The 23,471-nt window shown below is 69.4% G+C and carries 20 protein-coding genes and 1 pseudogene; 11 read left to right on the top strand and 10 right to left on the bottom strand.

Annotation, left to right across the window (positions count from 1 at the left end; genetic code table 11):
* The first annotated feature begins 351 nt into the window (after positions 1-351).
* Positions 352-1,335, top strand: a complete 984-nt coding sequence (locus ACFYPC_RS27230) for an aldo/keto reductase (RefSeq protein ID WP_388681200.1) — start codon at positions 352-354, stop codon at positions 1,333-1,335.
* A gap of 148 nt (positions 1,336-1,483) precedes the next feature.
* Here the strand turns inward: ACFYPC_RS27230 and ACFYPC_RS27225 are convergent, their stop codons facing one another.
* Positions 1,484-2,515, bottom strand: a complete 1,032-nt coding sequence (locus ACFYPC_RS27225; protein WP_388681198.1) for a hypothetical protein — start codon at positions 2,513-2,515, stop codon at positions 1,484-1,486.
* 254 nt (positions 2,516-2,769) lie between these two features.
* On the opposite strand from ACFYPC_RS27225, the gene tgmA reads away from it, so the two are divergent.
* Together tgmA and tgmB are read left to right on the top strand one after the other, a co-directional pair.
* Positions 2,770-2,961 (top strand): putative ATP-grasp-modified RiPP, encoded by a 192-nt coding sequence (tgmA, locus tag ACFYPC_RS27220; protein ID WP_266837178.1) that lies wholly within the window; start codon positions 2,770-2,772, stop codon positions 2,959-2,961.
* A 15-nt stretch (positions 2,962-2,976) separates the two neighbouring features.
* Positions 2,977-3,933 (top strand): ATP-grasp ribosomal peptide maturase, encoded by a 957-nt coding sequence (tgmB, locus tag ACFYPC_RS27215; RefSeq protein ID WP_388681196.1) that lies wholly within the window; start codon positions 2,977-2,979, stop codon positions 3,931-3,933.
* Between the two features lie 26 nt (positions 3,934-3,959).
* Here tgmB and ACFYPC_RS27210 read toward each other — a convergent pair whose 3' ends face one another.
* Complete coding sequence (locus ACFYPC_RS27210) at positions 3,960-5,606, bottom strand: serine/threonine protein kinase (protein WP_388681195.1); 1,647 nt, start codon at positions 5,604-5,606, stop codon at positions 3,960-3,962.
* A 270-nt stretch (positions 5,607-5,876) separates the two neighbouring features.
* Positions 5,877-7,082, bottom strand: a pseudogene (locus ACFYPC_RS27205) (4-hydroxybenzoate 3-monooxygenase).
* Positions 7,083-7,277: 195 nt separating this feature from the next.
* On the opposite strand from ACFYPC_RS27205, the gene ACFYPC_RS27200 reads away from it, so the two are divergent.
* Positions 7,278-8,732 carry a serine hydrolase domain-containing protein gene (locus tag ACFYPC_RS27200; protein ID WP_388681258.1) on the top strand — a complete coding sequence of 485 codons (1,455 nt, stop codon included), beginning with the start codon at positions 7,278-7,280 and terminating at the stop codon, positions 8,730-8,732.
* A 126-nt stretch (positions 8,733-8,858) separates the two neighbouring features.
* Positions 8,859-9,653 (top strand): SDR family NAD(P)-dependent oxidoreductase, encoded by a 795-nt coding sequence (locus tag ACFYPC_RS27195; RefSeq protein WP_388681193.1) that lies wholly within the window; start codon positions 8,859-8,861, stop codon positions 9,651-9,653.
* Between the two features lie 148 nt (positions 9,654-9,801).
* On the opposite strand, the gene ACFYPC_RS27190 is transcribed toward ACFYPC_RS27195, so the two are convergent.
* The 5 genes from ACFYPC_RS27190 to ACFYPC_RS27170 form a co-directional block, all read right to left on the bottom strand.
* A complete protein-coding gene (locus ACFYPC_RS27190; protein ID WP_388681190.1) occupies positions 9,802-10,152 on the bottom strand; it encodes a UBP-type zinc finger domain-containing protein in 351 nt (116 codons plus the stop codon).
* Positions 10,149-11,624: an ATP-binding protein gene (locus ACFYPC_RS27185; RefSeq protein ID WP_388681187.1), complete on the bottom strand. Its 1,476-nt coding sequence runs from the start codon at positions 11,622-11,624 to the stop codon at positions 10,149-10,151. The genes ACFYPC_RS27190 and ACFYPC_RS27185 overlap by 4 nt, the downstream gene beginning before the upstream one ends.
* A gap of 19 nt (positions 11,625-11,643) precedes the next feature.
* Positions 11,644-13,320: an FAD-dependent oxidoreductase gene (locus tag ACFYPC_RS27180; protein ID WP_388681184.1), complete on the bottom strand. Its 1,677-nt coding sequence runs from the start codon at positions 13,318-13,320 to the stop codon at positions 11,644-11,646.
* 125 nt (positions 13,321-13,445) lie between these two features.
* Positions 13,446-14,696, bottom strand: coding sequence for a DUF4032 domain-containing protein (locus ACFYPC_RS27175; RefSeq protein ID WP_388681181.1), 1,251 nt, complete (start codon positions 14,694-14,696; stop codon positions 13,446-13,448).
* A gap of 75 nt (positions 14,697-14,771) precedes the next feature.
* Positions 14,772-14,912 (bottom strand): hypothetical protein, encoded by a 141-nt coding sequence (locus tag ACFYPC_RS27170; protein WP_388681179.1) that lies wholly within the window; start codon positions 14,910-14,912, stop codon positions 14,772-14,774.
* Positions 14,913-15,770: 858 nt separating this feature from the next.
* On the opposite strand from ACFYPC_RS27170, the gene ACFYPC_RS27165 reads away from it, so the two are divergent.
* From ACFYPC_RS27165 to ACFYPC_RS27140, 6 genes are all read left to right on the top strand, one after another.
* Entirely contained in the window at positions 15,771-16,010 is a 240-nt protein-coding gene (locus ACFYPC_RS27165; RefSeq protein ID WP_388681177.1) for a hypothetical protein, read from the top strand.
* A gap of 68 nt (positions 16,011-16,078) precedes the next feature.
* The gene (locus ACFYPC_RS27160; protein ID WP_388681174.1) at positions 16,079-17,572 is read left to right on the top strand and encodes an ABC1 kinase family protein; all 1,494 of its coding nucleotides are present in this window, start codon (positions 16,079-16,081) and stop codon (positions 17,570-17,572) included.
* Between the two features lie 197 nt (positions 17,573-17,769).
* On the top strand, positions 17,770-18,825 hold the full coding sequence (locus ACFYPC_RS27155; protein WP_388681171.1) for a polyprenyl synthetase family protein: 1,056 nt from the start codon (positions 17,770-17,772) through the stop codon (positions 18,823-18,825).
* On the top strand, positions 18,819-19,760 hold the full coding sequence (locus ACFYPC_RS27150) for a UbiA family prenyltransferase (protein ID WP_388681169.1): 942 nt from the start codon (positions 18,819-18,821) through the stop codon (positions 19,758-19,760). Before ACFYPC_RS27155 ends, ACFYPC_RS27150 begins: the two co-directional genes overlap by 7 nt.
* Before the next feature lie 123 nt (positions 19,761-19,883).
* A complete protein-coding gene (locus tag ACFYPC_RS27145; RefSeq protein ID WP_388681166.1) occupies positions 19,884-20,897 on the top strand; it encodes a polyprenyl synthetase family protein in 1,014 nt (337 codons plus the stop codon).
* Positions 20,898-20,954: 57 nt separating this feature from the next.
* Positions 20,955-21,830: an SAM-dependent methyltransferase gene (locus tag ACFYPC_RS27140; protein ID WP_388681164.1), complete on the top strand. Its 876-nt coding sequence runs from the start codon at positions 20,955-20,957 to the stop codon at positions 21,828-21,830.
* Positions 21,831-21,982: 152 nt separating this feature from the next.
* Here the strand turns inward: ACFYPC_RS27140 and ACFYPC_RS27135 are convergent, their stop codons facing one another.
* Complete coding sequence (locus ACFYPC_RS27135; RefSeq protein WP_388681162.1) at positions 21,983-22,780, bottom strand: N-formylglutamate amidohydrolase; 798 nt, start codon at positions 22,778-22,780, stop codon at positions 21,983-21,985.
* Positions 22,781-22,825: 45 nt separating this feature from the next.
* A complete protein-coding gene (locus tag ACFYPC_RS27130) occupies positions 22,826-23,278 on the bottom strand; it encodes a cyclic nucleotide-binding domain-containing protein (RefSeq protein WP_388681160.1) in 453 nt (150 codons plus the stop codon).
* Positions 23,279-23,471: the final 193 nt, after the last annotated feature.

Below are 23,471 nucleotides of genomic sequence, written 5' to 3'. Positions count from 1 at the left end.
TCGTCCTGAACGCCGTACGGGCCGAGCCGGTCCAGCACCTTGGCCGTCCGCGCCAGTCCGGTCCTTCGCCTCGTCGAAAGAGGCGGGCACGGCGGAACCCGGCGGGACGGGTGAGGCCGGGCACCGTGTCGGCCGGCAGGAAGGGCGCGCCCCGTCCCCTGCGGGGCGGTTCATTTCTTGAATGGTCGGTCATCTGGTCCACGCCGGGCGGGAGTTGACAGGACTGGCCTCCTGTCGCAGTGCTTCACGCATCCGATGGCCGACCTTTGCGAGCGGACGCTTTACGGCCGCACCGGTGTGGCCCGTCGGACGGCGTCCTGTGCGCGGCCGGGGAGGTGTCAGACTTACGGCATGGATGAGCGCGCATTCGGCAGGTCAGGTCAGCAGGCTTCGGTCATCGGTCTCGGCACGTGGCAGTTGGGCGCGGACTGGGGCGACGTGAGTGACCAGGACGCGCTGGCCGTACTGGAGACGGCGGCCGAGTCGGGGGTCACCTTCTTCGACACGGCAGACGTGTACGGCGACGGGCGGAGCGAGCAGACCATCGCGACGTTCCTGCGCGGGAGGCCGGACCTGCACGTGCTGGTCGGGACCAAGATGGGCCGCCGCGTCGACCAGCTCCCGGAGAACTACGTTCTCGACAACTTCCGCGCCTGGAACGACCGGTCCCGGCGCAACCTCGGCGTCGACCGCCTCGACCTGGTGCAGCTGCACTGCCCGCCGACGTCCGTCTACTCCTCGGACGAGGTGTTCGACGCCCTTGACACCCTGGTCGAGGAGGAGCGGATCGCCGCGTACGGAGTGAGTGTCGAGACGTGCGAGGAGGCACTGACGGCGATCGCCCGCCCGAACGTGGCGAGCGTCCAGATCATCCTCAACCCGTTCCGTATGAAGCCCCTGCGGCAGGTACTCCCGGCGGCGCGGGAGGCCGGCGTCGCCGTCATCGCCCGTGTCCCGCTCGCTTCCGGCCTGCTCTCCGGCAAGTACAGCAAGGACACCGTCTTCGCGGCGGACGACCACCGTACGTACAACCGCCACGGAGAGGCCTTCGACCAGGGCGAGACCTTCTCCGGCGTCGACTTCGTGACCGGTGTGGAGGCGGCGGCCGAGTTCTCCGCCCTCGCCCCGGAGGGCGCCACCCCTGCCCAGCTGGCGCTGCGCTGGATCATCCAGCAGCCCGGCGTGACCACGGTGATCCCGGGCGCCCGCAATCCCGAGCAGGCGCGCGCCAACGCGGCGGCGGCGCAGCTGCCCGAGCTGCCGCAGAAGACCCTCGACGCGATCGAGGAGCTCTATGAGCGCCGGATCAAGGAGCAGGTCGAGGGGCGCTGGTAGCGGCCGGTGCCGGCGGCCGAGCGCGGCACTCTCGCCTTCGAGCTCGCCGAACGGCCCAACACCCGGCGGGCGCCCCCCGGCCTTCCTTCCTCAGTGATCCCCGCGGCCCCGCGAGAGAGACCCGCTCTCGCGGGGCCGCGGGCCCGACTCACTGCTGGGGAGCCGCGTTCCGTAGCGCCGCGATGCAGGAGCCGATCGCCTGCTGGAGCTCCTCCAGGCGCTGCACCATGTCGTCCTCGTAGATGTCGTCGGCGTCGTCGAAAGTGAGCTCCTCGAACACCTTCGTGGCCTTCTGAAGACTGCTGTAGAACTTCGTCCGGCGCTCCTGGACACGCAGTTCGGGGTCGGCCTGCACGGTCTCGACCACCATGTTCTTCATGGTGTCGTAGGCATCGGTCGCCCACTCGCCGGCGTCCTCGCCCTCCTCCAGCTCGTCCAGGAGAGACAGGTGCCGCTCGGCCTCGGAGCGCAGTTCGGCCGGCGCGTCGAGGGTCTGCCCGGCCGGGGTCCTGATCTGGCCCTTCTCCGCGATCTGGCGCACGTAACCGATCCGGTCGGCCGCCCTGGTCTCGGTGGCGACCGCCTTCTTGAGTTCGTCGGTACGGGCGATGTCCCGGGCCAACTCGGCCTGGAGCGCCGGGTCCTCCTTCAGCCGGTCGAGGAGCGCGTGCCGCGCGGCCTGGGCGGTGGAGGGGTCGGCGAGGATCGCGGCCCGCAGGGCGGTGGGGTTCTCGGCGACCTCAAGGGCCTTGGTGGGCCGGATGCCCTCGGCCTCGGCGGCCTCCGAGATGGCGGTGCCGCGCTCGGACGTGGCGCTGGAGCGGGAGACGTAGTACGTGTGCCACGCGTCGGCGTCCGGCAGCTCGACGTCCTGGCCCGGTGCCAGTCCTTCGAAGTGCGGGACGAGGCCGTCATCGGCGGCCTTGTCCCACGCCTTGTAGTAGCGCATCACACGCTCGGGCGAGCATCCGGCCAGCTCGGCGAACTCCTTCGCGGAGACCTTCGGCGTCTCGTCCGCGGACTGGCCGCCGGGACGCACGCTGCGCGCCACCTTCAGAGCGAAGCTCCAGCCGCCGGTCCGCGCGTAGGCCCCGAAGTCGCGTGCGTCACGCGAGACTTCGGGGTCCAGGGCGTCGATGCGCGCGGCGGATTCTTCGGACGGAGCAATGGCTACGGTCACCGGGAACTCTCCTGGGTAAGGTCGGCGTTTAGATCACTGAGGATGAAGCTTTGGCCGAAGCTTCAGCGGGATACGGACAAGAGCCACGAGTAAATCGGAAACAAGCGGACACACAAGTAAAACCGAAACGAGCAAGCCGGAATCGACGCGATGTGATGACCTTCACCCCGATGTGGCGGAAAGTGATGAATTCCTTACGGTCGTGAAACGTACGGGTGGGCGTAGAGCATCGTGAGACCGCGAGAGGATCTTTCGTGCGACCGTTCACACTCAACTACGCCCTGCCCACAGGGCAGTCGGCCGTGACAGCCGCGTACCACTTCGACGTATCACTCCAACTGAACGTGCTGCCCGACGGCCGACCGGCCGTCAGCGATCGTGCGCTGCTCCTGGCCTCGGGAACCACCACGTCCACCGCCGGATCCCAGACCCACTTCGACGACTGACGGCAGCCCGCGCGCATGACGGTACTCATTCTCACAGCCGAGCAGGACGTCACCGCCGACATGGTGGTGGCCAAACTGCACGAACAGGGCGTGCCCATGGTGCGCCTTGACCCCGCCGACGTGCCGGGCAAGGCGGTGCTGTCCGCCGGGTACGCCCACGGCGACTTCGACGGCTATCTGTCGGTCAACGGCCATGTGCTCAGCATGGGAGGCCTGCGCTCCGTCTGGGTGCGCAGGCCGGGCGAGCCGGCGGCGCATGCCGCCGATCCCTCGCCGTGGCTCACCGCCGAGACCCGGCAGGCACTGTTCGGCATGCTCTACTCCGCCTGCACCCGTTGGATGAACCACCCGCGCAGTGCCGAGCAGGCCCGGCACAAGCCCTGGCAGTTGCGGGTCGCGCACAGCAGCGGCTTCGCGGTGCCACCCACCGTCATCACGACCGCTCCGAAGGTCGCCCAGCAGTTCGTCGAGGAGTACCGCGACGTGGTCGTCAAGTCGGCCTCGGGGCCGCCTCCCGGCGATCCTCCGGTGGCTTTGCCGACCACACTGATCGGTCCCGGCGCGGACTTCTCCGGTGTCGCGGCCGGACCCGCGCTGCTCCAGCAGTACATCCCCAAGCGCGCCGACATCCGGCTCACGTCGATCGGCTCCCGCCTGTTCGCCGCCCGCAAGACAGCCGAGCCCGAGCAGGTGGACGGCCGTTTCGGTGAGACCGGACACGCCTGGGAGCCCGTCGCGGTGCCAGGCCGCATCGTCCGCGCCGTCCACGAATACCTGACCTTCACCGGACTCGCGTATGCCGCCTTCGACTTCGCCGAGGACGAGGAGGGCGTGTGGTGGTTCCTGGAAGGCAACCAGGGAGGCCAGTTCGGCTTCGTGGAACTGGAGACCGGCCAGCCCATCGCCGAAGCCGTCGCGCTGTGGCTGTCGCAGCGAAGACCCGATGGCCTCGGCCCGGCGAGCCGGAGATGAGGTCCGCCCCGCGTCGGCTCAACGCGTCACTCCGGCGCTTCCTTGAAGGTCTTGAAGAAGGTGTCCAGCGCCTCCTGATTGGCGGCGGCGTTCCAGTCGTCGGCGGGGGTCGTCCAGCGCAGTGAGTACCCCCGGCTGTCGCCGATGAGGAAACCCCGGCCGAGCGTGCGCTCACGGACTCCGTCGGACACGGAGAGCCACTCCATGTCGGCACCCTCGAAGCCGCGTTGGTCCACGACGCGGATGGCACCCAGACGCTCGTAGCCGACGGAGTCGTTCCGTAGTGAAGGCTCCAGATCCGACCAGACCTCGACGGGGTCAGGGCCGAGCTGGGTGCTGTAGGTGACGGCCAGCGTGCGCGGGTCCCCGCTCGCGCCGAAGGTGACACGGTAGGAGCCGTCGGTGTTCCTGTTGGTCTGCAGGGGTTTCCAGCCCGTGGGCAGGTCGATGGAGAAGCCCTCGGGCGAGGTGTAGGTGGAGAAGCCGGCTGTCTCTTCGGCGGAGGCGGAGGCGGAGGCGGAGGCGGTGGGGGAGGGCGAGGGCGAGGGGGAGGCCGGGGTCGGCGATGGATCGTCGGGGGCGGTGGCCGTACTGGAGGGTGTCCCGGACGGGCTGTCGGAAGCCGACCGCGAAGGCGCGGCAGCGGTCGGTGAAGGTGCGGGAGCGGTAGGCGAGTTGTCCTCGTCGGGCAGCCCGCCCGCCGCGGTGAGCACCGCGAAGCAGATGACGGTGACGGCCAGTGCCCCGCCCACCAGAACCGGCCAGCCGACCGGGCGTCCGCGCCAGGTCCGCCCCTCCCGCCGGACAGCGGCACCGGTGCCCCGGAATATGGGCAGGGACGCTGTGGGTGTCGCATCCTCAAGGTCCTGTTTGAGGATGCGCGTCAGGGACTCGCGCACCACAGGCTCGGGCACCCGTTCGAGGTGGTCCCTGCGCAGGAGTCCTTGGATGGCGGGGCCGAGCGGTCCCGCGTTCTGCGGTTGCCGGATGGGGAGCCGTTCCACGGCACGGAGCGTGGCCACGAGCCCTCCCCGTTCCCGGATGGCGGGCCGCCCCTCGACCATGGCGTACATGATGGCGCCCAGTGCCCACAGATCCGCCGCCGGTCGGGTGCTCTCGCCGCGTGCCTGCTCGGGGGAGGCGTACGACGGAGCGGTGACACGGGGCGAGGAAGTGTCCCCCATCAGGCCGAAGCCGCTCACCGTGACACCGCCCTGCTGGTCCACCCAGACCTGCCCGGGGCTGAGATCGCCGTGAGTCTGCCCGTGCCGATGGGCCGCGGAGATGATGTCGAGAAGTCCGAGGCCGATGCGGGCGGTGCGGACGTAGTTCAACGGACCGTTTCCGAGGATCTCGCCGAGCGGCGAGCCCGCGGGCCGCTCGGTGACCGTCCACAGGAAGCCGTTGTCCTCGATCACGTCGACGACGGTGGGCACCTTGCCGGGGCAGACCAGCCCCAGGCGCTCGGACTCGCGCAGGATCCGGGCGGCGGTACGGTGCCCCGCCCGTTCGCGCAGATGGCTGGGGAGCCGCGACCGCGTCAGGGCGACCGGCCGGCCGAACTCGATGTCCTCACCGTGCCAGCCGACGCGGCCCTCCTCCCGGTGGACGACCGCCAGAAGACGGTATCTTCCGGCGACCAACTCGTCCGTGGGGCCTTGCACCTTGACCATGCTCATCCCTCGCTGCGCACCGGGGGTTCTCACCTTTCCCGGAAGTACGGAGGGGGTGACGTTGAGTGTTCAACGGAGGACGGTTCCGTACATACCCTTTTTCGGGCCGCAGCTCGTCTTCACGCTGTTCTTGTCCGTGAAACCGGGCTCATGTCACCGTCGAAACGGGCTCATGTCACCGTCTCTGTGCCCGCGCGCGGGCTGACGGCACGGTCTCCGCGCTCGCGAAAAGGGGTTCACCCCACGGTCTCTCGGTCCGCGCAGCCGGGCTCACCTCCCGGTGTACTTTCCTATGTAGGAGTTGGCGAAGGCGGCGGCCGCGGCGGGCGATCCGAGGATCCGCCGCAGCTGGGCACCCGCGGATCCGGCCCGGAAGGGATCGCCCGACGACGGCCCGTGCAGCAACTCCGCGAACCACCGCGAGAACTCCTGGTACTCCCAGACACGTGTCAGGCAGGCCGAGGAGTAGCCGCGCAGGCCGGCGCCGTCGCCCGAGCGGAAGTACGTGATGAGCCCGTCGGCCAGGAGCAGCGCGTCATGGAGTGCGAGGTTCATGCCCTTGGCGGCGATCGGCGCTACGAGGTGAGCGGAGTCACCCGCCAGGAACAGTCGCCCGTACGTCATCGGCTCGACGACGTAGCTGTGCATGTCGAGCACCCGCTTCTCGATCAGGGGGCCCTCCGTGAGCGGCGGGGCGCCGCTGACCGCCAGCCGTGCGTGGAGCTCCGACTACACGCGGTCGTAGGACCAGTTCTCCGGGTCCTCGCCGGGCGTGACCTCCAGGTAGTAGCGGGTGACCTGGGGGCTGCGGGCCATGTGGGCGCCGAATCCGCGCGGGTGGACACCGAAGACGACACAGTCGGAGGATGGCGGTGCCTCGGCGAGGAGTGCCAGCCAGGCAACCCCGTAGTCGTAGCGGGCGACGCTGCCCCGGTCGGGGCTCACATAGGTGCGGGTCACACCCCGTGCGCCGTCGCAGCCCGCGATGATCTCGCAGTCGATACGCTGCCGCTCGCCCGTCAGGGGGTCCGTGTACAGCACTGACGGCAGGTCACCGTCGATGCCGTGCAGGGCCACATCGCGTACGCCGAAGCGAATGTCGCCGCCCCGGATGTCCGCGTACTCGCGCACCAGGTCGGTCACCAACAACGGCTGCGGATAGACGAAGTGCCGGTCCCCGGTCAGTTCGGCGTACCGGAACCGATGACGCTCGCCGCCGGTCCGGAACTCGCACTCGCTGTGCGGCTGTGCCCGCTCCACGAGCCGGTTCGCCAGCCCCCGCTCCCGCAGCGCACGCACCGCCCACTCCTCGATGAACCCCGCCCGGGGCCGCTGTTCGATGAACTCGCGGCTCTCGGTCTCCAGGACCACGCAGTCGATGGACGCGGCCCGCAGGATGTTGCCGAGTGTGAGACCGGCCGGTCCCGCACCGACGATGACGACGGGGACGCGCTGCAGGGGAGCGGGGAAGATCACCCGAACATTATGACGATGCTCCGTCAGCTCCGGACACCTCCCCCCAGGAGCCCTCCGCAGCTGTCGGGCCTCAGGAGATGTGCGGCCAACTCATGGAGAGGAGTGGGGTGCGAGAGAAGATGGCGCAGGCGCCGGCTGTCCGTCTTCGTGGTCACCGTCGCCGCCCAGCTCCCGAGCCGCCCGGAGGCCACCCGTATGAGCGCCCGTCCGCTGCCCCTCAGCACGCCCGCCGAACAGGGCGTCGACGCGTCAGGCATCCACGCCTTCCTCGACGCGGTCGAGGCCGCGCCCGACATCGAACCGCACAGCCTGGTGATCCTTCGCCACGGTCACGTCGTGGCCTCCGGCTGGTGGGCGCCGTACACTCCCGAGCGCCTCCAACTCCTCTACTCGCTCAGCAAGAGCTTCACCTCCACGGCCGCCGGATTCGCCGTCGCCGAAGGACTGCTGCGCCTCGACGACCCCGTGATCTCGTACTTCCCCGAGTTCGAGGCCGACATCACCGACCCGCGCAGCCGCGCCATGCTCGTACGCCATGTCGCGGCCATGGCCGGCGGTCACCTCACCGACACCCACGACGCGGCGTACCGGCTCGACCGGAAGGAACTCGTACGCGGCTTCCTGCTCCTGCCGCCGGACCGTGATCCCGGCACCGTCTTCGCCTACAACCAGCCCGCCACGTACACGCTCGCCACGATCGTCCAGCGGGTGAGCGGCCGGTCGCTGACGGAGTATCTGCGCCCCCGGCTGCTCGACCCCCTGGGCATCGGCGAGGTCGCCTGGCTGCAGCGCCCGGCAGGCCGCGACCTGGGCTTCACCGGACTGCACGCCGCGACCGACGCGATCGCGCGGCTCGGTCAGCTCTACCTCCAGGACGGCGTCTGGGAGGGACGGCGGCTGCTCCCGTCCTCATGGATCGCCGAGGCCACGCGTGTGCAGGTCGCCAACGCGGACGGTACGGCGGAGGCGGCGCTGTCGGACTGGCAGCAGGGGTACGGGTTCCAGTTCTGGAAGTCACGGCACGGGTACCGCGGCGACGGGGCGTACGGGCAGTTCTGTCTGGTGCTGCCCGAGCACGATGCGGTGATCGCGACGACTGCGGCGACCGAGCAGATGCAGGACTTCCTGAACCTCGTGTGGCAGCACCTGCTGCCCTCGTTCGGTCCCGCACCACTTCCGGGCCGCGAGGACGCGGCCCTGCGGGACCGTCTCGCGAAGCTCGCGCTGGGACCGGTCGTGGCGCTCGCCGGGCCGCCGGAGAAGGGCGGTGCCTGGTCGGGCGCCGAGTTCGTCCCGGCGGGCGGCACCTGTGCGGATCAGCCGAGTCTGACGGGGGCCACGGTCGCGGCGGACGAGGACGGCTGGACCGTGTCGCTGGCCGAGGGCGCCGACCGGCTCGACCTGCGCTTCGACGGGACCGCTTGGACCACCAGTGCGGACCCGGTCCCCACAGCGGTGAGCGGCGGATGGACCGACCCCGACACCGTGAGTGTCGACGTGCTCTTCCTGGAGACCCCGCACCGCCTGACCGTGACCTGCTCACTGTCGGACAGCACCTTCACCGCCCACTGGCACACGAGGCCCCTGCACGCCCGACGGCTGCGCTCGCTTAGGGCACCACTCGACGTCCACGCCTCGCGGCGGGGATGAGCCGGGCGGTGGCGTCGGCCGTGCTCGTGCGGCGGCGGGCGCATCGCATGCTCATCCACGGGTATTCGCCGATGATCGTAGGGGGAGTTCGCCCCCGGCCCGCCGATACGGCAGTGGAGTGTGCTGATGCAGCTGAACCTCGAAGGACGGACCGCGCTGGTCACCGGCTCGACCCAGGGCATCGGGGCGGCGATCGCTGTCGGCCTGGCGCGGGCGGGTGCCCGGGTGGGTGTCAGCGGCCGGGACGAAGGCCGGGTGGGGGAGGCTGTCGCGCGGTTCGCGAAGGAGTCCCCGCAGGCACGGTTCGTCTCCGTGGCCGCCGACCTCGGCACCGCGGACGGAGCGGACAGGGCCCTGGAGGTCCTGCCGGACGTGGACATCCTGGTCAACAACCTGGGGATCTTCGGCGCCCGGCCCGCACTGGAGATCACCGACGACGAGTGGCGCCGCTACTTCGAGGTGAACGTCCTCGCGGCCGTCCGCCTCACCCGTGCCTACCTGCCCGCGATGACCGACCGGGGCTGGGGACGCGTCCAGTACATCGCCAGCGACTCCGCGGTGGTGATCCCCGCCGAGATGATCCACTACGGCATGTCCAAGACCGCGCTGCTGGCCGTGAGCCGGGGGTTCGCGAAGGAGGCCGCGGGGACGGGCGTCACGGTCAACTCCGTCATCGCGGGACCGACGCACACCGGTGGCGTGGAGGACTTCGTCTACGAGCTCGTGGACCGCTCCCTGCCCTGGGACGAGGCGCAGCGTGTCTTCATGCGGAAGTACCGCCCGCAGTCCCTCCTGCAGCGGCTGATCGAGCCCGAGGAGATCGCGAACATGGTCGTCTATCTGAGCTCGGACCAGGCCTCGGCGACGACCGGGGGCGCGCTGCGGGTGGACGGCGGGTACGTGGACTCGATCCTTCCCTGAGGGACTTCCCCCCTGAGGAACTTCCCCGGTGACCAGGTCGGTCCCTCCGGCCCCGTGCGGTCGGGTCGCGCGCCGGATGCGTGCGAGACGTCGGGCCGGAGGAAGGCCTGTGCCGCGCAGCCTGCCGTCGACGACCAGCAACTGCCCGTCAGCCCAGTACGTTCATCCAGTTCGCCGGGACACGCCCCGCGGGCCCCGGTGCCGGCTGGTCGGTGGGATGGCTCAGCGGGGGAGCGAGGTCGGGACCCGACTCGTACATCTCGGAGGAGTCGTAGTTCCAGAACCAGTCCTCGCCGGGCTCGAAGCTGCGGACGACGGGATGGCCGCTGGTCTTCGCGTGCTCGGTGGCGTGCTTGGCGGGCGAGCTGTCGCAACAGCCGATGTGCCCGCACTGGGCGCAGCGCCGCAAGTGGACCCACCATCCGCCGACGGCATCGCAGTCGGTGCATCCCGTACCGCTGGGCGGGACGCTCGGGTCGATTCCGGCGGGCATGGTCATGATGGCTCCCTGGGTGTGTTGAGGTCCGCCTCCGCGTCGGTCTCCGGGTCCACGGCGTTCAGCGGAAGACGTACCTGGAAACGTGTGTCACCGGGGACGGACTCCACGTGGAGGCTTCCGTGGTGCTTGTTGACGACGATCCGCCAGGAGATGTCCAGGCCGAGCCCCGTGCCTTCGCCCACCGGCTTGGTCGTGAAGAACGGGTCGAAGATGCGGTCGCGGATCTCCGGGGGCACCCCGGGCCCGGTGTCGCGGAACTCGACGAGCAGTTGGTCGCCGTCCAGTGCGGTGCGTACGGTGAGCTCGCCCTCGCCGCCCATCGCCGAGACGGCGTTGTCGATGAGGTTGGTCCACACCTGGTTCAACTCGCTCGGATAGGCGGGGATGTTCGGCAGCGTCCGGTCGTACTCCTTGACGACCCTGATGCCGGAGCCGATCTTCCCGGAGAGCATCATCAGTGTGCTGTCCAGCAGTTCGTGCACATCGGCGACCTGGTAGGGCGCGCGGTCGATCTGCGAGTACTGCTTCGCCGCGTCCACGAGATGGGTGATCCGGGTCGTGGAGTCCTCGATCTCGTTCATGAGGAGCTCGGTCTCCACGGTGTAGTTGAGCCACCGGACCGCACCCTCGAGGGTGTGTTCGTCCACGGCCGCGGCCACCTGGTCGAGCCAGTCGGTGTCCAGACCCGCCTGCACGAAGGTCGGCGCGAGCTGCCAGCCGCCCGCGATGTCGTGGTCGTCGAACCAGTCGGCGAGCGCGTCCTCCCGGTCCGAGGCCTCCAGCGGGCTGAGCGAGGTGGCCTTGGCGACCTGGTCGGCGGTGCGCTCCTGGAGCTCGACGAGCGCTTCGAGTGTGGCGCGTTTGTAAGGTCCCGCCGCGATCACGCCGAGCTTGTGCCGCATCCCGGCCACCCGGTCCCGCAGTGCGGAAGTGGCCCGGACCGCCGCCGCGGCCGGATTGTTGAGCTCGTGCGTCAGCCCGGCGGACAGCGAACCGAGCGCCTGCAGCCGCTCGCGCTGGCTGATGGTCCGCTGGGTGTTCTGGCTGCCGAAGAACAGGCCCTCCAGCAGATGGACGGCCATCGGGAACCAGTCCCGCAGGACCGCGGCGAACACCTCGGCGGGCAGGATGAAGAACCGCGAGGGCTCGGTGACCCGCAGGGAACCCCGGTAGCTCTTCTCGTCCGGACCGCCGCCCAGATAGGCCTGCATGGCCCCCGCGTACACCCCCACCTGCGAGCTGCGGTTGATCTCCACGTCGTCGGCGCCGACCCGGCGCGACATCACGAGACTGCCTTCGAGGAGCACGAAGAAGCAGCTGGCCGGTTCGCCCTCGCGGTACACATAGCCGGGCTCGAACAACTCGACGCGGCCCTCGCGGCACAGCCGGTCGAGTTGGCCGGCGTCGAGCTTCTCGAACAGGAACAGCTTCGAGAGCTCCTCGATACTGCACGGCATCGGCTGTCCGCTCACGACTGCTCCAGGTATCCGCTCACGACTGCTCCAGATAACGGTGTACGAGCATCACGGCCATGGCTCCCTCTCCGACGGCGGACGCGACCCGCTTGGCGGACTCGGCACGCGCGTCCCCGGCCACGAACACGCCGGGCACATTGGTCTCCAGGTGATACGGCGGCCGGTCCAGCTCCCACGCGGCGGGCGGCTGCCCGTCGGGGGTCATGTCGGGCCCGGTCACGATGAATCCGCGCGAGTCTCTGAGCACGGTTCCCTCGAGCCAGTCGGTGAGCGGGGCCGCCCCGATGAACACGAAGATCCACTGCGCGTCCACGAGTTCGGTGTGCCCGCTCTCCACATCCCGCAGCGTCAGTTGCTCCAGGTGGTCCGAGCCGTGCGCGGCCTCGACGACCGTGCCGGGGCGCACACTGATGTTGGGCGCGTCCGCGATCTGCTGGATCAGGTACGCCGACATCGAGGCGGACAGGGACGAGCTGCGGATGAGGATGGTGACGGACTTGGCGCCGCGCGCCAGGAACATGGCGGCCTGTCCGGCCGAGTTCGCCCCGCCCACGATGTACACGTCATGGCCCTGGCAGGCGGCGGCCTCCGTGAGCGCGGATCCGTAGAAGACCCCGCATCCGGTCAGATCCGCAAGGCCGGGCGCCTCCAACTGCCGGTACGACACTCCCGTCGCCAGGATCACCGAGTGCGCGGCGATCGACGAACCGTCCGAGAAACGGATCGTGCGCGACGCCCCGGTGACCTCGAGAGCGGTCACCTCGCGCGCGGTCAGGATCTCGGCGCCGAACCTCGTCGCCTGCCGCCGTGCCCGGTCGGTGAGCTGCGCCCCGGACACCCCGTCCGGGAAACCGAGGTAGTTCTCGATCCGCGAACTCTGCCCGGCCTGACCGCCGGTCGCCGACCGCTCCACCAGTACGGTCCGCAGTCCCTCGGACGCGCCGTACACAGCCGCTCCGAGCCCCGCGGGTCCGCCGCCGATGACGACGAGGTCGTAGAACTCCTCGGTCGGCGTCGTGGCCAGCCCCACCAGGGCAGCGAGATCGGGATCCTCGGGCGCCACGAGCGAGGTACCGTCCGGCGTGATCACCAGCGGCAGCCGCTCCCCGTCCTGCCCGGCGGCGGCCAGCAGCCGTACACCCTCCGGCGTGTCGGACGCGTACCAGCGGTAGGGCACCTGACTGCGGGCCAGGAACTCCCGTACGCCCGACGAACGCGCCGACCACCGGTGCCCGACCACCTTGCAGACCCCCACGGGCCGGTAGTCGCTCGCCCGCCACGCGTCCAGGAGATCGTCCACGACCGGATAGAGCTTCTCCTCGGGCGGATCCCACGGCTTGAGCAGGTAGTGATCGAGGTCGATCACATTGATCGCGTCGATCGCCGCGTTGGTGTCCGCGTAGGCGGTCAGCAGCACGCGCCGCGCGCCCGGATAGACGTCGATCGCCTGCTCCAGGAACTCGATGCCGTTCATCTGCGGCATCCGGTAGTCGGCGAGGATCACCGCGACCTGATCGCCGCGGAGCTTCAGCTCCCGCAGCGCATCCAGGGCCGCCTCCCCGGACTCGGCACGCACGACGCGGTGCGCCTCGCCATAGCGGCGTCGCAGGTCTCGGGCCACGGCGCGCGACACCCCGGGATCGTCATCGACGGTCAGAATGACGGTCCGCGCTGGACTGGTGGCCTGTGCCATACGTCTCCCACCCCGAGCAGATCAGTGTGTCCCGGCCGGGAGACGCGTACGCGAGCGCACGCCGCCGGGCCGGTACCCACCCAATCGTATGTACGATCGGTCCCCTTTGCTCTGTAACCGGGTTCTCAGGCGGGCGGGACGGGGGTGTCAGCCCGCGGGGGCAGGGTCTCCCTGACCTTGGGGAGGATGTTCGTGACGTAGTCGTCCACGACTGTGTCCAGGCCGATGTCGTGCTGAGCGTGCTCGGACAGGTACCAGCGGTGTTCGAGGAGCTCGTGGTACAGCTCGGCCGGGTCCATCGAGCCGCGCAGATCCAGTGGCACGGCCCGGACCGTCGGACGGAACACATCCCGGACCCACCGGTGGGCGAGGACCTCGGGTCGGGCGGCGAGCGGATCGCCCGGCGCGTAGTCGTCCTGGGTGGCCATCCAGCTCTCCAGGTCGTTCAGCAGCCGGCGCGCCTGGTTCTCCTCGGCGTCGAGACCGGTCAGGCGCAGCAGCTGGCGCTGGTGGTGGCCCGCGTCGACGACCTTGGGGACGAAGGTGACGGTGTCACCGTTCGAGGAGTGCGCTATCTGCATCTCGGCGACGTCGAAACCGAGGTCGTTCAGACGGCGGATGCGGCGGTCGATGTAGTGGTGCTTGCCCGTCGGGTACACCGACGTGCGGGTGAGTTCGTCCCACAGGCCCTGGTAGCGCGCGCAGATCTCGGTGCCGAACTCGATCGGGTCCACCGAGGGGTGCAGGGCTCCGGCCGCCTCCAGGTCCAGCAGCTCGCCGCTGATGTTGACCCGGGCGAGATCGAGGTCGTAGCCCCGCTGTCCATTGCTGAGCTGGGGGTGCAGATCGCCGGTCTCCGCGTCCACCAGGTAGGCCGCGTACGCCCCGGCGTCCCGGCGGAACAGGGTGTTGGACAGCGAACAGTCGCCCCAGGCGAACCCCGCCAGGTGCAGTCGCACCAGAAGCACCGCCAGCGCGTCCATCAGCCGGTGCATGGTGGCGGGCCGCATCGTCGTCTCGAACATCGACCGGTACGGCATCGAGCCGCCCAGATGCCGGGTGATCAGTACGGGCTCCAGGGGCGCGCCCTCCGCGTCCGTGCGCTCGGTGACCACGGCGAGCGGGTCCACCGCCGGGATTCCGAGCCGGTCCAGACTGCGCAGCAGCTCGTACTCGCGCACCGCGGGCCGCTCGGCGAGTTCCTTGACCGCCACCACCTCGGTCCCGGCGCGCGCGTAGCGCACCACGTGCCGTGAGATACCGCGCGGCAGCGGGACCAGAAAGTGCTCGGGCCACTCCTCCAGTGGCAGCTGCCAGGGCAGTTCGAGCAGGAGCGCGGGGTGCTCCGGATTGGTGGCGCTGATCTGCAAAGCCATCGACGGGCTGCCCTTACCTCAGAGACCTCGGCTACCTCAGGGACGTCAGCGTTGAACACTGTCCGCCGCAAGCATCTACGAATGATCCGCCGGGCGGAAGACGGAGCGGGCGTCGGCCGACAGGATGCGGGAGCGGATGCGGGAGGAAGCGGACCAGTGTTCGTAGTTGCGCACGACGCGGCGGTAGAACATCAGGATCCCGTTCGTCTGCTCCACGATCCACCGCTTGGCCCGGAACGAAGCCGTTGTCGTCCGGGTTGCGTTCGACGATCTCGACGTCGATGCCCACGTGGATGCTCTGCGTGTCCAGGACCACCAGGCTCGGGTCGGCTAATCGCTTCCGCTTCTCCCGCCACTGCCAACGCGGCAGGTCGTGAATGTCCTGGTCGGCCGCCGCAGGGCAAACGATGCCGGGCCGCTTCTTTGAGGTGCTCCGCCACGAATGCGTCAGAGCCGCACTTGTGGGCGCACTGGGGACACTCGGCGTCATCACCCCTGCTCACGCTCCGCCTCCCGGACCGTTCGTCCTACCGGCGGTCGGCTCGGTGGGTACACCGGACACCAGCAGTCCCTGCGGGAACAGCGCGACGCCTGAACCGCTCCGCACTCGTGGGCTGCAACGCCTCACGCCCTTCGGCGGTGGCGGCACCACCGGGCCGTGCTGCCATGGCCGCACATCGAATCGATTCCTCCGTCCGTCCCCAGCCCCAGTGCGTGGCCGGTCTGCCAGTGGCTGCAGCCGGGGCGGCCGCAGCCACCCCAGCCGGTCCGGGCCTATTGCAGAGCGGCCTCGCGCCGGTGGAACCGGAGAGTCCGCGCACGCCCCCTGTGTGCTGCGAGCCCTCCCACCTGGGGGTTGACTCTGCAACCGCGGGTGCCGATGGTTGAAATGAGCGATCTACCAGCCAGGCGGCAACTCCCTGGTCAGTCGGCCGTGGTGGTCTTCAAGCGCTGCCCGCCACGGAACCCGAGGGCTCGGCGCCACCACACTGCCGGCGCACGACAGGGCTGCCAGTACGCCCGTCGTCCGGTGTCGGTTCCACTCACAGCACCGTTCAAGCAGGGAGTACTGCCATGTCCAAAAAGCGCAAGGGCCTTGTCGAGGCCGTCCTGGACCGGGCGAGCGACCTCGCATGCGACTCGCGCGACATGACGCGCCGGGCACTCACCGGGAGGAAGAAAAAGAAGAAGGGGAAGAACAGCACCCGCAAGCTGGTCAAGCGGAACAACCGCGCGGTCGAAGCCCTCGTGGTGCAACTCGACCAGTACCTCAAGCAGGACCGTGCGAAGGAAAGGAGCTCCCACGCGGGCTGAGCGCGCGCGGTGCGGCGGTCCGCCCTCCCAGCCCGTAGGCCTCGGGCGGCGGGGACAGGCGGGCCGGCATGTCTGAGCGCCGCGCGCGACACACCGCTCAGGTACTGGCCCGGCTCGGGATGCAGGAGGTGTCCCGGTCCACCGGACGCCGCCGCCCCCGCACAGGCAGTGAATCGGGAGCAACCACCGAGCAGCAGCGGGCCCGGGCGATCCGCCAGGCTCTGGAACAACTCGGGCCCCTGTATGTGAAGGTCGGCCAGATCCTGGCCACCAGACCGGACATGGTCCCGGACTACGTGCGCGAGGAACTCGCCCTGCTGACCGACCAGGCCAACGTCCGGCCCTTCACGTCCTTCGTTCCGACGCTGGAGGAAGAACTCGGAGCCGACTGGCGGGCTTCGTTCCTTTCGCTCGAGACGGACCGGCCACTGGGCGCCGCCTCCCTCGCGCAGGTCTACCGCGCCACCTGGCGGGACGGCACCCCGTGCGTCGTGAAAATCCAGCGGCCTGGTTCCCACGGGGCCGTAGTCGGCGATATGGCTGTCCTGCGGCGCGTCATCCGCATGTTCGGCCGGGTGGCGCCACGGTTCAACGAGGTCATCGACACCGCGGCAATGCTCGACGTCATCTTCCGCGCCATGGGCGCTGAACTGGACTTCACCCGCGAGGCGGCCAACATGAAGGACGCCCGGAGAGCCGCGAAAGAGTTCAAGACGATCAAGGTGCCGAAAGCCCTCGTCGCCACTCCACGCGTCCTTGTCCAGACCCTGGCCGACGGGCAGGCTGCGCACCGGCTCAAAGACAGCGAACTGAGCCGCAAACAGCGCAAGAAGATAGCCAACGAGTTCGTCGCCTACATGTTCAAAGGGTTCTTCGTCCACCGGGTCTTCCACGCCGACCCCCACCCCGCCAACGTCCTGATCAGCCCTGTCGGGAAGGCCCACGTCATCGACTGGGGCATGGTGGGCCGCATCGACCGCAGCATGAGCGCCGGAATGCTCGGCACGCTGGTCGGCATGGCCTACAACGATGGGCCGGCACTCGCACAGTCCTGGATCCGTATGGGCTCCACCAACCCCTGGAGCGACATCGGCGGATTCACTGCCGACATTGCACGCTTCGTCCCCCACGTCACCAACGCCTCCCTTGCCGAGCTGAACTTCGGCGTCGCCCTCACATCGGTCCTCGCCTTCGCCAGCAACCGCGGCATCCAGACCACACCCAACGTCTCGATCGTGGGCAAAGCCGTAGCCAACATGGAAGGCACCGTCCGCCACATCCACCCCGACCTGAAACTCTCCGACAGCATCCGCGACGCCCTGCCGGACATCCTGCTCGACATGGCCCGTGACCTCAGTTCCCCCGAACAACTAGCGCAGTACGGCCTCCACGCCCTGCACGCCGTCACCCAGGGTCCCGGCCAGGGAATGCGCATGGTCAACGATCTGGCCGACCGTCAGTTCACCCTGCACAACCACACCCGATTCCACGACACCCGCTTCAGCAAAAAGGCGTTCGCCCTCGCGCTGCTGGCCCTTGCGCGCCGCCAGCGGTCGCACTGACCTTTGCCGCCGGTCATGCGGCCCCACGGCCTGCCGCCCAAGGCCGCCTGCACGCTGGCGCCCTGGGACCTTTCCCCGTCTCGGGGAGAACCCGGAGCAAGCGCCCGCCGAAGGCGGGTCCCCGACGGATCCCATCGTTGAGCGACGCAGATCCGTGAAATGCGCAAGGAGCGCGTGCCTGCAGGAGGTATCAGTTCATGAGGCAGTACAGGCCCGAATTCGGATCACTCGCGGGAGAGACGTTAGAGCAGGCGCGGCGGCAGGTGCTTCCCACCCTGCGCACCCAGGTGCAAGGACTGCCGCCCCGGCAACGTCACTGGGCGGCGTTCCATTTCGGCTGGAGCGACGCCGAGGGGAACCCGGTCACCGGTGGACTTCCCGGAAAAGGGCTGCGGCCCGCCCTCGTCTACGCCGCGGCGCAGGCGGCCGCAGGCGCGTCCGACCGGCTCGACCATGCGACAGAAGCGCTGTCAGGCCGGCTCGACCAAGTGGCCGCCGCAGTCGAGCTGGTGCACAACTTCTGCATCGTTCACGACGACGTGATCGACCAGGACCGGGAGCGGCACGGCCGCCCCACGGTGTGGACACAGTTCGGCTCGTCGGCGGCCCTCCTGTGCGGCGACTCACTGCTGGCGCTGGCGGTGGAGTGCCTCGACGACATCCGGCTCGTCGGCCGACTGTGCGAGGCGGTCCAAGAGCTGATTCATGGTGAGGCGCTGGACGTCGAGTACGAATCGCGACGCGATCTGACCACTGAGGACTACCTGCGGATGGCCGAGCTCAAAACCGGGGCGCTGATGAGCGCGGCCTGCGCGCTGGGCGCCGCCGCGGCTGGCGGGCCCCCCGAACTCGTAGCCCGGATGGGCCGCTTCGGCCGGTGCATCGGCCTGGCCTTCCAGATCGTCGATGATCTCCTCGGGATCTTCGGTGACCCGGAGGTCGTCGGCAAGCCGGTCGGCGCAGATCTGCGCCGACGCAAGTGGACCTACCCCGTCCTTGCCGCTCTGTCATGCCCGGACCCTGCCGCGCAATCACTCCGGGCGCTCTACCGCAGCACCGAGCCGCCGAGCGACGCGCAGGTGGCCGAGTGCACCCGCGCCATCGAGCAGGCCGGCGCCGGCGACCTCAGCAGGGCGGTGGCCCTCACCGCGCTCGCCGACGCGGAGGGGCACCTTGAAAGCTGCGGGCTCGACCCCCGGCAAACCGCTGCGCTGTGGGCTCTCGGTGCCATGGTCGTGGACCGCGCATGGTGACGAACGAGACGTCCGGCACCACGCATGGCCGGCGCCCCGCGTCGGGTCTGCGGTCCGTGGCCGCCTGGCTGAGCCGCGAGGTCGATCTGACCAGGCGCATGATCGCCGACAACTTGATGGTCTCTGTCCTGCCGACCGTCCTGTTCGCGGTCGCCGCCGGTACCCGTTACGACCTGCCTGCCGGGGAACGACTGGCGGGGGTCGGCAAGGCGCTCGTGCTTGCGCTGCTGCTCGTCTACATCAACGACTGCTCGAACCAGGTTCACTCCGGCGCCGAAGACGCGTACAACAAGCCCTACCGCCCCATCCCAGCGGGTCTGGCCACCGCGGACGACCTCGTACGCCGCTACTGGGTGGTCACGGCGTTGTCCATCCTGATGGCCTGGGCTTGCGGCGTGTGGCAGTGGGCGCTGATCTTCGTGGCCGCTGTGTTCCTGACGTACCGCTGGGGTTCGCCTCGTTACTACCTATGGTGGAAGCCGGCCTTCAACGTCTCGGGCGCGTTCGCACCGCCTGCCGTCGGATGGCAGCTCCTGGCCCCGCTCGACGCCACCGCGTGGATCTGGGTTGCATTCGTGGCGGTGTACTTTCCGCTCGGCTTGATCTACGAGGACGTCCGGGACATGGAGGGCGACCGCGCCACCGGACGCCGCACCCTGGCACTGGTGATCGGCCCCGGCTTCGTGCGCCGCTGGTTCGCCGCACTCATGGTCTTGCTGCCCTTCGCGTTCTATCTCACGCTGGCCCGCATGTCGGATGTCAGCGACTGGAGAGGCGTGGTGAGTGCGGCGGCGATCGCACTCCCGTCCTGGACCTGCGCCGCGCTGGCGCTGCTGCGGCACGGTCGTTCCGCCGACCGCCTCACCTACCAGCTGTTCTACCTGGTGTGGGGGCTCACCATCGCAACCGCCCCGCTCTTGATGGCGCGCACCTGACCGGTCCGTGAAAGCAGTCCGGATCGACAACACGGACCCCAAAGGCAAAGGACCCATCACGCCTGCAAGGCCGTAGCGGCCGCCAATTCGAAGATCGATACTCCGTCGTCCAGGAGGACCCCGATGACCACGCCTGCCGTGCCCGTCAAACCACAACCGTTCCCCTCGCTGGACAGCGCGCGCACCATCGTCTGGCCCCTGCTCAACGAGCAAGTCCGTGCGCTGCAAGCCGACCTGGCGCGGGTTTGCCTGCACCACGTCGGTCTTGTCGACGCCGACGCCGGTGTCGGCACGAGCAAGCTGGTGCGGGCCAGCCTTGTCATGGCGACTGCGGTCGGCCTCAACATCCCGCCGGAGCACATGGGAACCGAAGCCACCGCAGTCGAGCTGCTGCACAACTCGACTCTCCTGCACGACGACATCATCGATGACGACCGCACGCGCCGTGGCAGCCCGTCCGCCTGGGCGGCATTCGGCGTGCCGCTGACGGTGCTGGCCGGTGACGCCATGCAGGCCGCCGGCCTGCGAATGATCCTGGACAGCCACAACCGGCAGGCGCGATCGTTCGCCGACGCGATCGGCTTGGTCCTCGCCGGACAGGCCGCCGAGCTGACCCTCAGCCTGGGCCCCGCTGCCAACGTCGCGCGATACGAACAGGTCGCCGCCCAGAAAACGAGCGCCCTGCTGGAATGTGCCCTCACCGCGCCCGCGATCCGCGCGAGCGCACCCGACACCACATTGAACGCCCTGCGCGGCGCCGGACACCACCTCGGCATCGCATGGCAGGCCGCCAACGACCTCGAAGACATCTGGGGCGACCCCGCCGTTACCGGAAAGCCCGCGCGCGGTGACCTCCAGCGCCGCAATCTGACCCTGCCCGTCCTGGCCGCCGCGGCTGACAACGGGCCCGCAGGAACCCGGCTGCGCCGACTGTGGCAAGGCGCCGAGACCACCCCGGCGCACCTGGAGGAGATGGCCGACCTCATCGAGCAAGCCGGCGGGCGCCGAACGGCCCGACATCGGTCCCACCACCACCTCGGCCTGGCTCTGGACTGCCTGGACCGGGCCGGCCTGACGGCGGCCGCCACGGGTGAACTGCGCGCCCTGTTCCAACTCATCGTCAACCGCACGACCTGAACTACACAGCACCCGAAACACAACAGCCAAGTCCGCACAAGGGAAAGGACAGACGCCATGACGATCCACGAGGGAGTGGCCAACCCAGTAGCTCGCACCGATTACGAGCGCCGGTTGCAGACCGACTGGGACAACAAGACCGACGACCCGATCAACCTGCTTCTCGGCGCGGAAGACGGCCTCTACCACCATCACTTCGCCGTCGGCGGGTTCAACCATGCCGTCCTCGACCTGCCCGGGGACCGCCGGGAGGCGGCGATCCTCGCCGAGATGCACCGCATGGAGACCGACCAGGTCGAACTCGTGCTGGAGGGGCTGCAGCCGCTCTCCCCTCAGGCACATGTGATGGACGGCGGGTCGGGGCGAGGCGGCACCTCATACCTGATCAACCAGCGGTTCGGCTGCTCGGTGACCGGGGTCAACTTCTGCTCCCACCACATCGAATTCGCCGAACGCCTCGGACGCGAGCGCGGCTGGGACGAGAAGGTCTCCTTCCAGTACGGCAACATGACCGACACCCGCATGCCCGCCGGTTCCTTCGACGCGGTCGTCACCAACGAGACCACGATGTACATCGACCTGCACGAAGGGTTCGCCGAGTTCGCCCGCCTGCTGCGCCCGGGGGGCCGCTACGTGTGCGTCACCTGGTGCGCGGACGACGCCGTGTCCGCCCACAGCGACGCCGTCGACTACATCGACCGCCACTACGTCTGCCACATCCACCGCCGCAGCGCCTACATGCGGGCGCTGGCCGCCAACAACCTCGTTCCTTCCATGGTCCGGGACCTCACAGCCGAGGCCATCCCCTACTGGGAGCTGCGGTCCCATTCCAGGCTCCGCACCGGGGTCGAGCAGGCGTTCCTCGACGGGCACCAGTCCGGCGAGCTGAACTACTTGGTGATCGTTGCCGACGCCGTCCCCAATGGAAGCTAGCCACACCCCCTCTCCACGGGACGTGGACGCGGCGTCACACGGTGCTCGCTCAGCCGTGCGAGCAGAACGAGTGAGCACAGCCTGACGGAGAGCCGGGCGTCAGGCAACGGAGACTCGACGCAACTGCTTACCTCGATCCAGCGTGCGGCCGGTCACCTCGATACGGCATCGACGAGAGTGGTGAGCGCCGACACCAGGCGGGAAAGCCCCGGGCCCACGGGACCTCCCGGCTCGCTCATGTACGTGTCCCGCCGGATCTCCACCATCAGGGCCGTGACCTTGGGGTCCCGCTCGTAGAAACGCAGCGGGACGTACGTACCGGAGAACGGGCTGTCGATCCCCACACCGCCGACGCCCGCGAACGCCTTCTCGGCGAGCGAGAGGAGTTCGGGCGGCGTGTGGAACCCGTCGGTGCCCAGACAGACCGGCGGCCGGGGACCGTCGCCGTGCAGTTCGTAGGGCAGCCGGGCCGTCGGATACGAGTGGACGTCGATGATCACGGCTTGCCCGGTGGCGGCCAGCCGGTCGGCCACCGCGTCGGTCATCGCCCGTGCGTACGGGTGGAAGTAACGGTCGATCAGTGCCCGCGGGTCGGTGTCGGCCGGTCGGAGCGGCGCACGGTGCGTGGTCCGCGTGTAGACCGCGCCCATGCCGACCGCGAGCATCTCCTCCCGTTCGTCGGGGAAGCGCTCGGGATCGATCACCAGCCGGGACAGCCGGTTGACGAACCGCCACGGCGCGACATCGGCGGCCGCCGCGACCGCCACGGCCAGTTCGGCGGTGTGCGCGTCGGTGATGTGGTCCAACTCGCGCTCCAGCGCCGTGTCGTCGAGCACGATGCCGTCGCGTACCGGCGCCGGGATCTCCCGTGCCGAGTGCGGCACATGAAGGATCACCGGGGAGCCGGCCGTGCCGGGGACGAGTTCGAAGGAGTCCGGGGTCTCGTTCATACGAGATTCCTACACGGTGGCCTTCCCGTACGGCGTCGTGTCACCTCACCTGCCACCTCCGTGGCGCGCGTAGTGCTCGATCAGCGCCACCCGGGTCGTTTCGAGCCGGTGGGCGAGGATGGCGGCGATCGTCCGGGTCAGCGAGAGCTCCAGCGTCGCGTCGGCGGCGCAGAGGGTGCGGACCGCCCGTGCATCGAACTCGTAGCCACGTACGGGGCTGAACGCCTCGGCGCCGAAGTCCCACCGGTGCGGCGGGAACAGCCATGACCAGCCGAGCAGATCGCCGGGCCCCAGCGTCGCGACGGAGATGCGCCTGTCCCCGACGACCCGCTGGTACAGGGAGACCGTCCCCGAGCGCACCACCCAGAAACGGTCGGCGATGCCGCCTGCCTCGAAGATCCTTCCGTCCGCCGGGAACGAGACCTCACGCGCCAGGCTCATCAGCCGCTCGCGGTGGTCGGGGGAGAGTGCGGGCAGAAGCCGGAGAGCAGTGGGCATCGCGGACCTCCATCGCGCCGCCGTCGGGGCTGCGGGGGGTCCGGCGGCGCCTGTCGTACCGGTTGAATCCCGTCACCCTCTATTGGAGCCTGATCCGGGGGTTCCGTCGCGTCGTGGGCGAGGAGACTTTGTGCGGACACCGGCCACACCCGCCACGGCCCTGAAGGGTGGGTGCCCCGCCGCCCGGGATCGC

The organism is Streptomyces sp. NPDC005808 (assembly GCF_042871385.1).
In the GTDB taxonomy this organism is placed as follows: domain Bacteria; phylum Actinomycetota; class Actinomycetes; order Streptomycetales; family Streptomycetaceae; genus Streptomyces.
The sequence above is the reverse complement of the archived record's forward strand: the minus strand, read 5'-3'. Positions and strand labels throughout refer to the sequence as shown.

Bases quoted from the DNA above. Each gene is read 5' to 3' on its own strand.
- ACFYPC_RS27230 (WP_388681200.1), top strand. From the start codon at position 352: ATGGATGAGCGCGCATTCGGCAGGTCAGGTCAGCAGGCTTCGGTCATC.
- tgmB (WP_388681196.1), top strand. From the start codon at position 2,977: ATGACGGTACTCATTCTCACAGCCGAGCAGGACGTCACCGCCGACATG.
- ACFYPC_RS27210 (WP_388681195.1), bottom strand. From the start codon at position 5,606: ATGGTCAAGGTGCAAGGCCCCACGGACGAGTTGGTCGCCGGAAGATAC.
- ACFYPC_RS27200 (WP_388681258.1), top strand. From the start codon at position 7,278: ATGAGCGCCCGTCCGCTGCCCCTCAGCACGCCCGCCGAACAGGGCGTC.
- ACFYPC_RS27195 (WP_388681193.1), top strand. From the start codon at position 8,859: ATGCAGCTGAACCTCGAAGGACGGACCGCGCTGGTCACCGGCTCGACC.
- ACFYPC_RS27190 (WP_388681190.1), bottom strand. From the start codon at position 10,152: ATGACCATGCCCGCCGGAATCGACCCGAGCGTCCCGCCCAGCGGTACG.
- ACFYPC_RS27180 (WP_388681184.1), bottom strand. From the start codon at position 13,320: ATGGCACAGGCCACCAGTCCAGCGCGGACCGTCATTCTGACCGTCGAT.
- ACFYPC_RS27175 (WP_388681181.1), bottom strand. From the start codon at position 14,696: ATGGCTTTGCAGATCAGCGCCACCAATCCGGAGCACCCCGCGCTCCTG.
- ACFYPC_RS27165 (WP_388681177.1), top strand. From the start codon at position 15,771: ATGTCCAAAAAGCGCAAGGGCCTTGTCGAGGCCGTCCTGGACCGGGCG.
- ACFYPC_RS27160 (WP_388681174.1), top strand. From the start codon at position 16,079: ATGTCTGAGCGCCGCGCGCGACACACCGCTCAGGTACTGGCCCGGCTC.
- ACFYPC_RS27155 (WP_388681171.1), top strand. From the start codon at position 17,770: ATGAGGCAGTACAGGCCCGAATTCGGATCACTCGCGGGAGAGACGTTA.
- ACFYPC_RS27150 (WP_388681169.1), top strand. From the start codon at position 18,819: ATGGTGACGAACGAGACGTCCGGCACCACGCATGGCCGGCGCCCCGCG.
- ACFYPC_RS27145 (WP_388681166.1), top strand. From the start codon at position 19,884: ATGACCACGCCTGCCGTGCCCGTCAAACCACAACCGTTCCCCTCGCTG.
- ACFYPC_RS27140 (WP_388681164.1), top strand. From the start codon at position 20,955: ATGACGATCCACGAGGGAGTGGCCAACCCAGTAGCTCGCACCGATTAC.
- ACFYPC_RS27135 (WP_388681162.1), bottom strand. From the start codon at position 22,780: ATGAACGAGACCCCGGACTCCTTCGAACTCGTCCCCGGCACGGCCGGC.
- ACFYPC_RS27130 (WP_388681160.1), bottom strand. From the start codon at position 23,278: ATGCCCACTGCTCTCCGGCTTCTGCCCGCACTCTCCCCCGACCACCGC.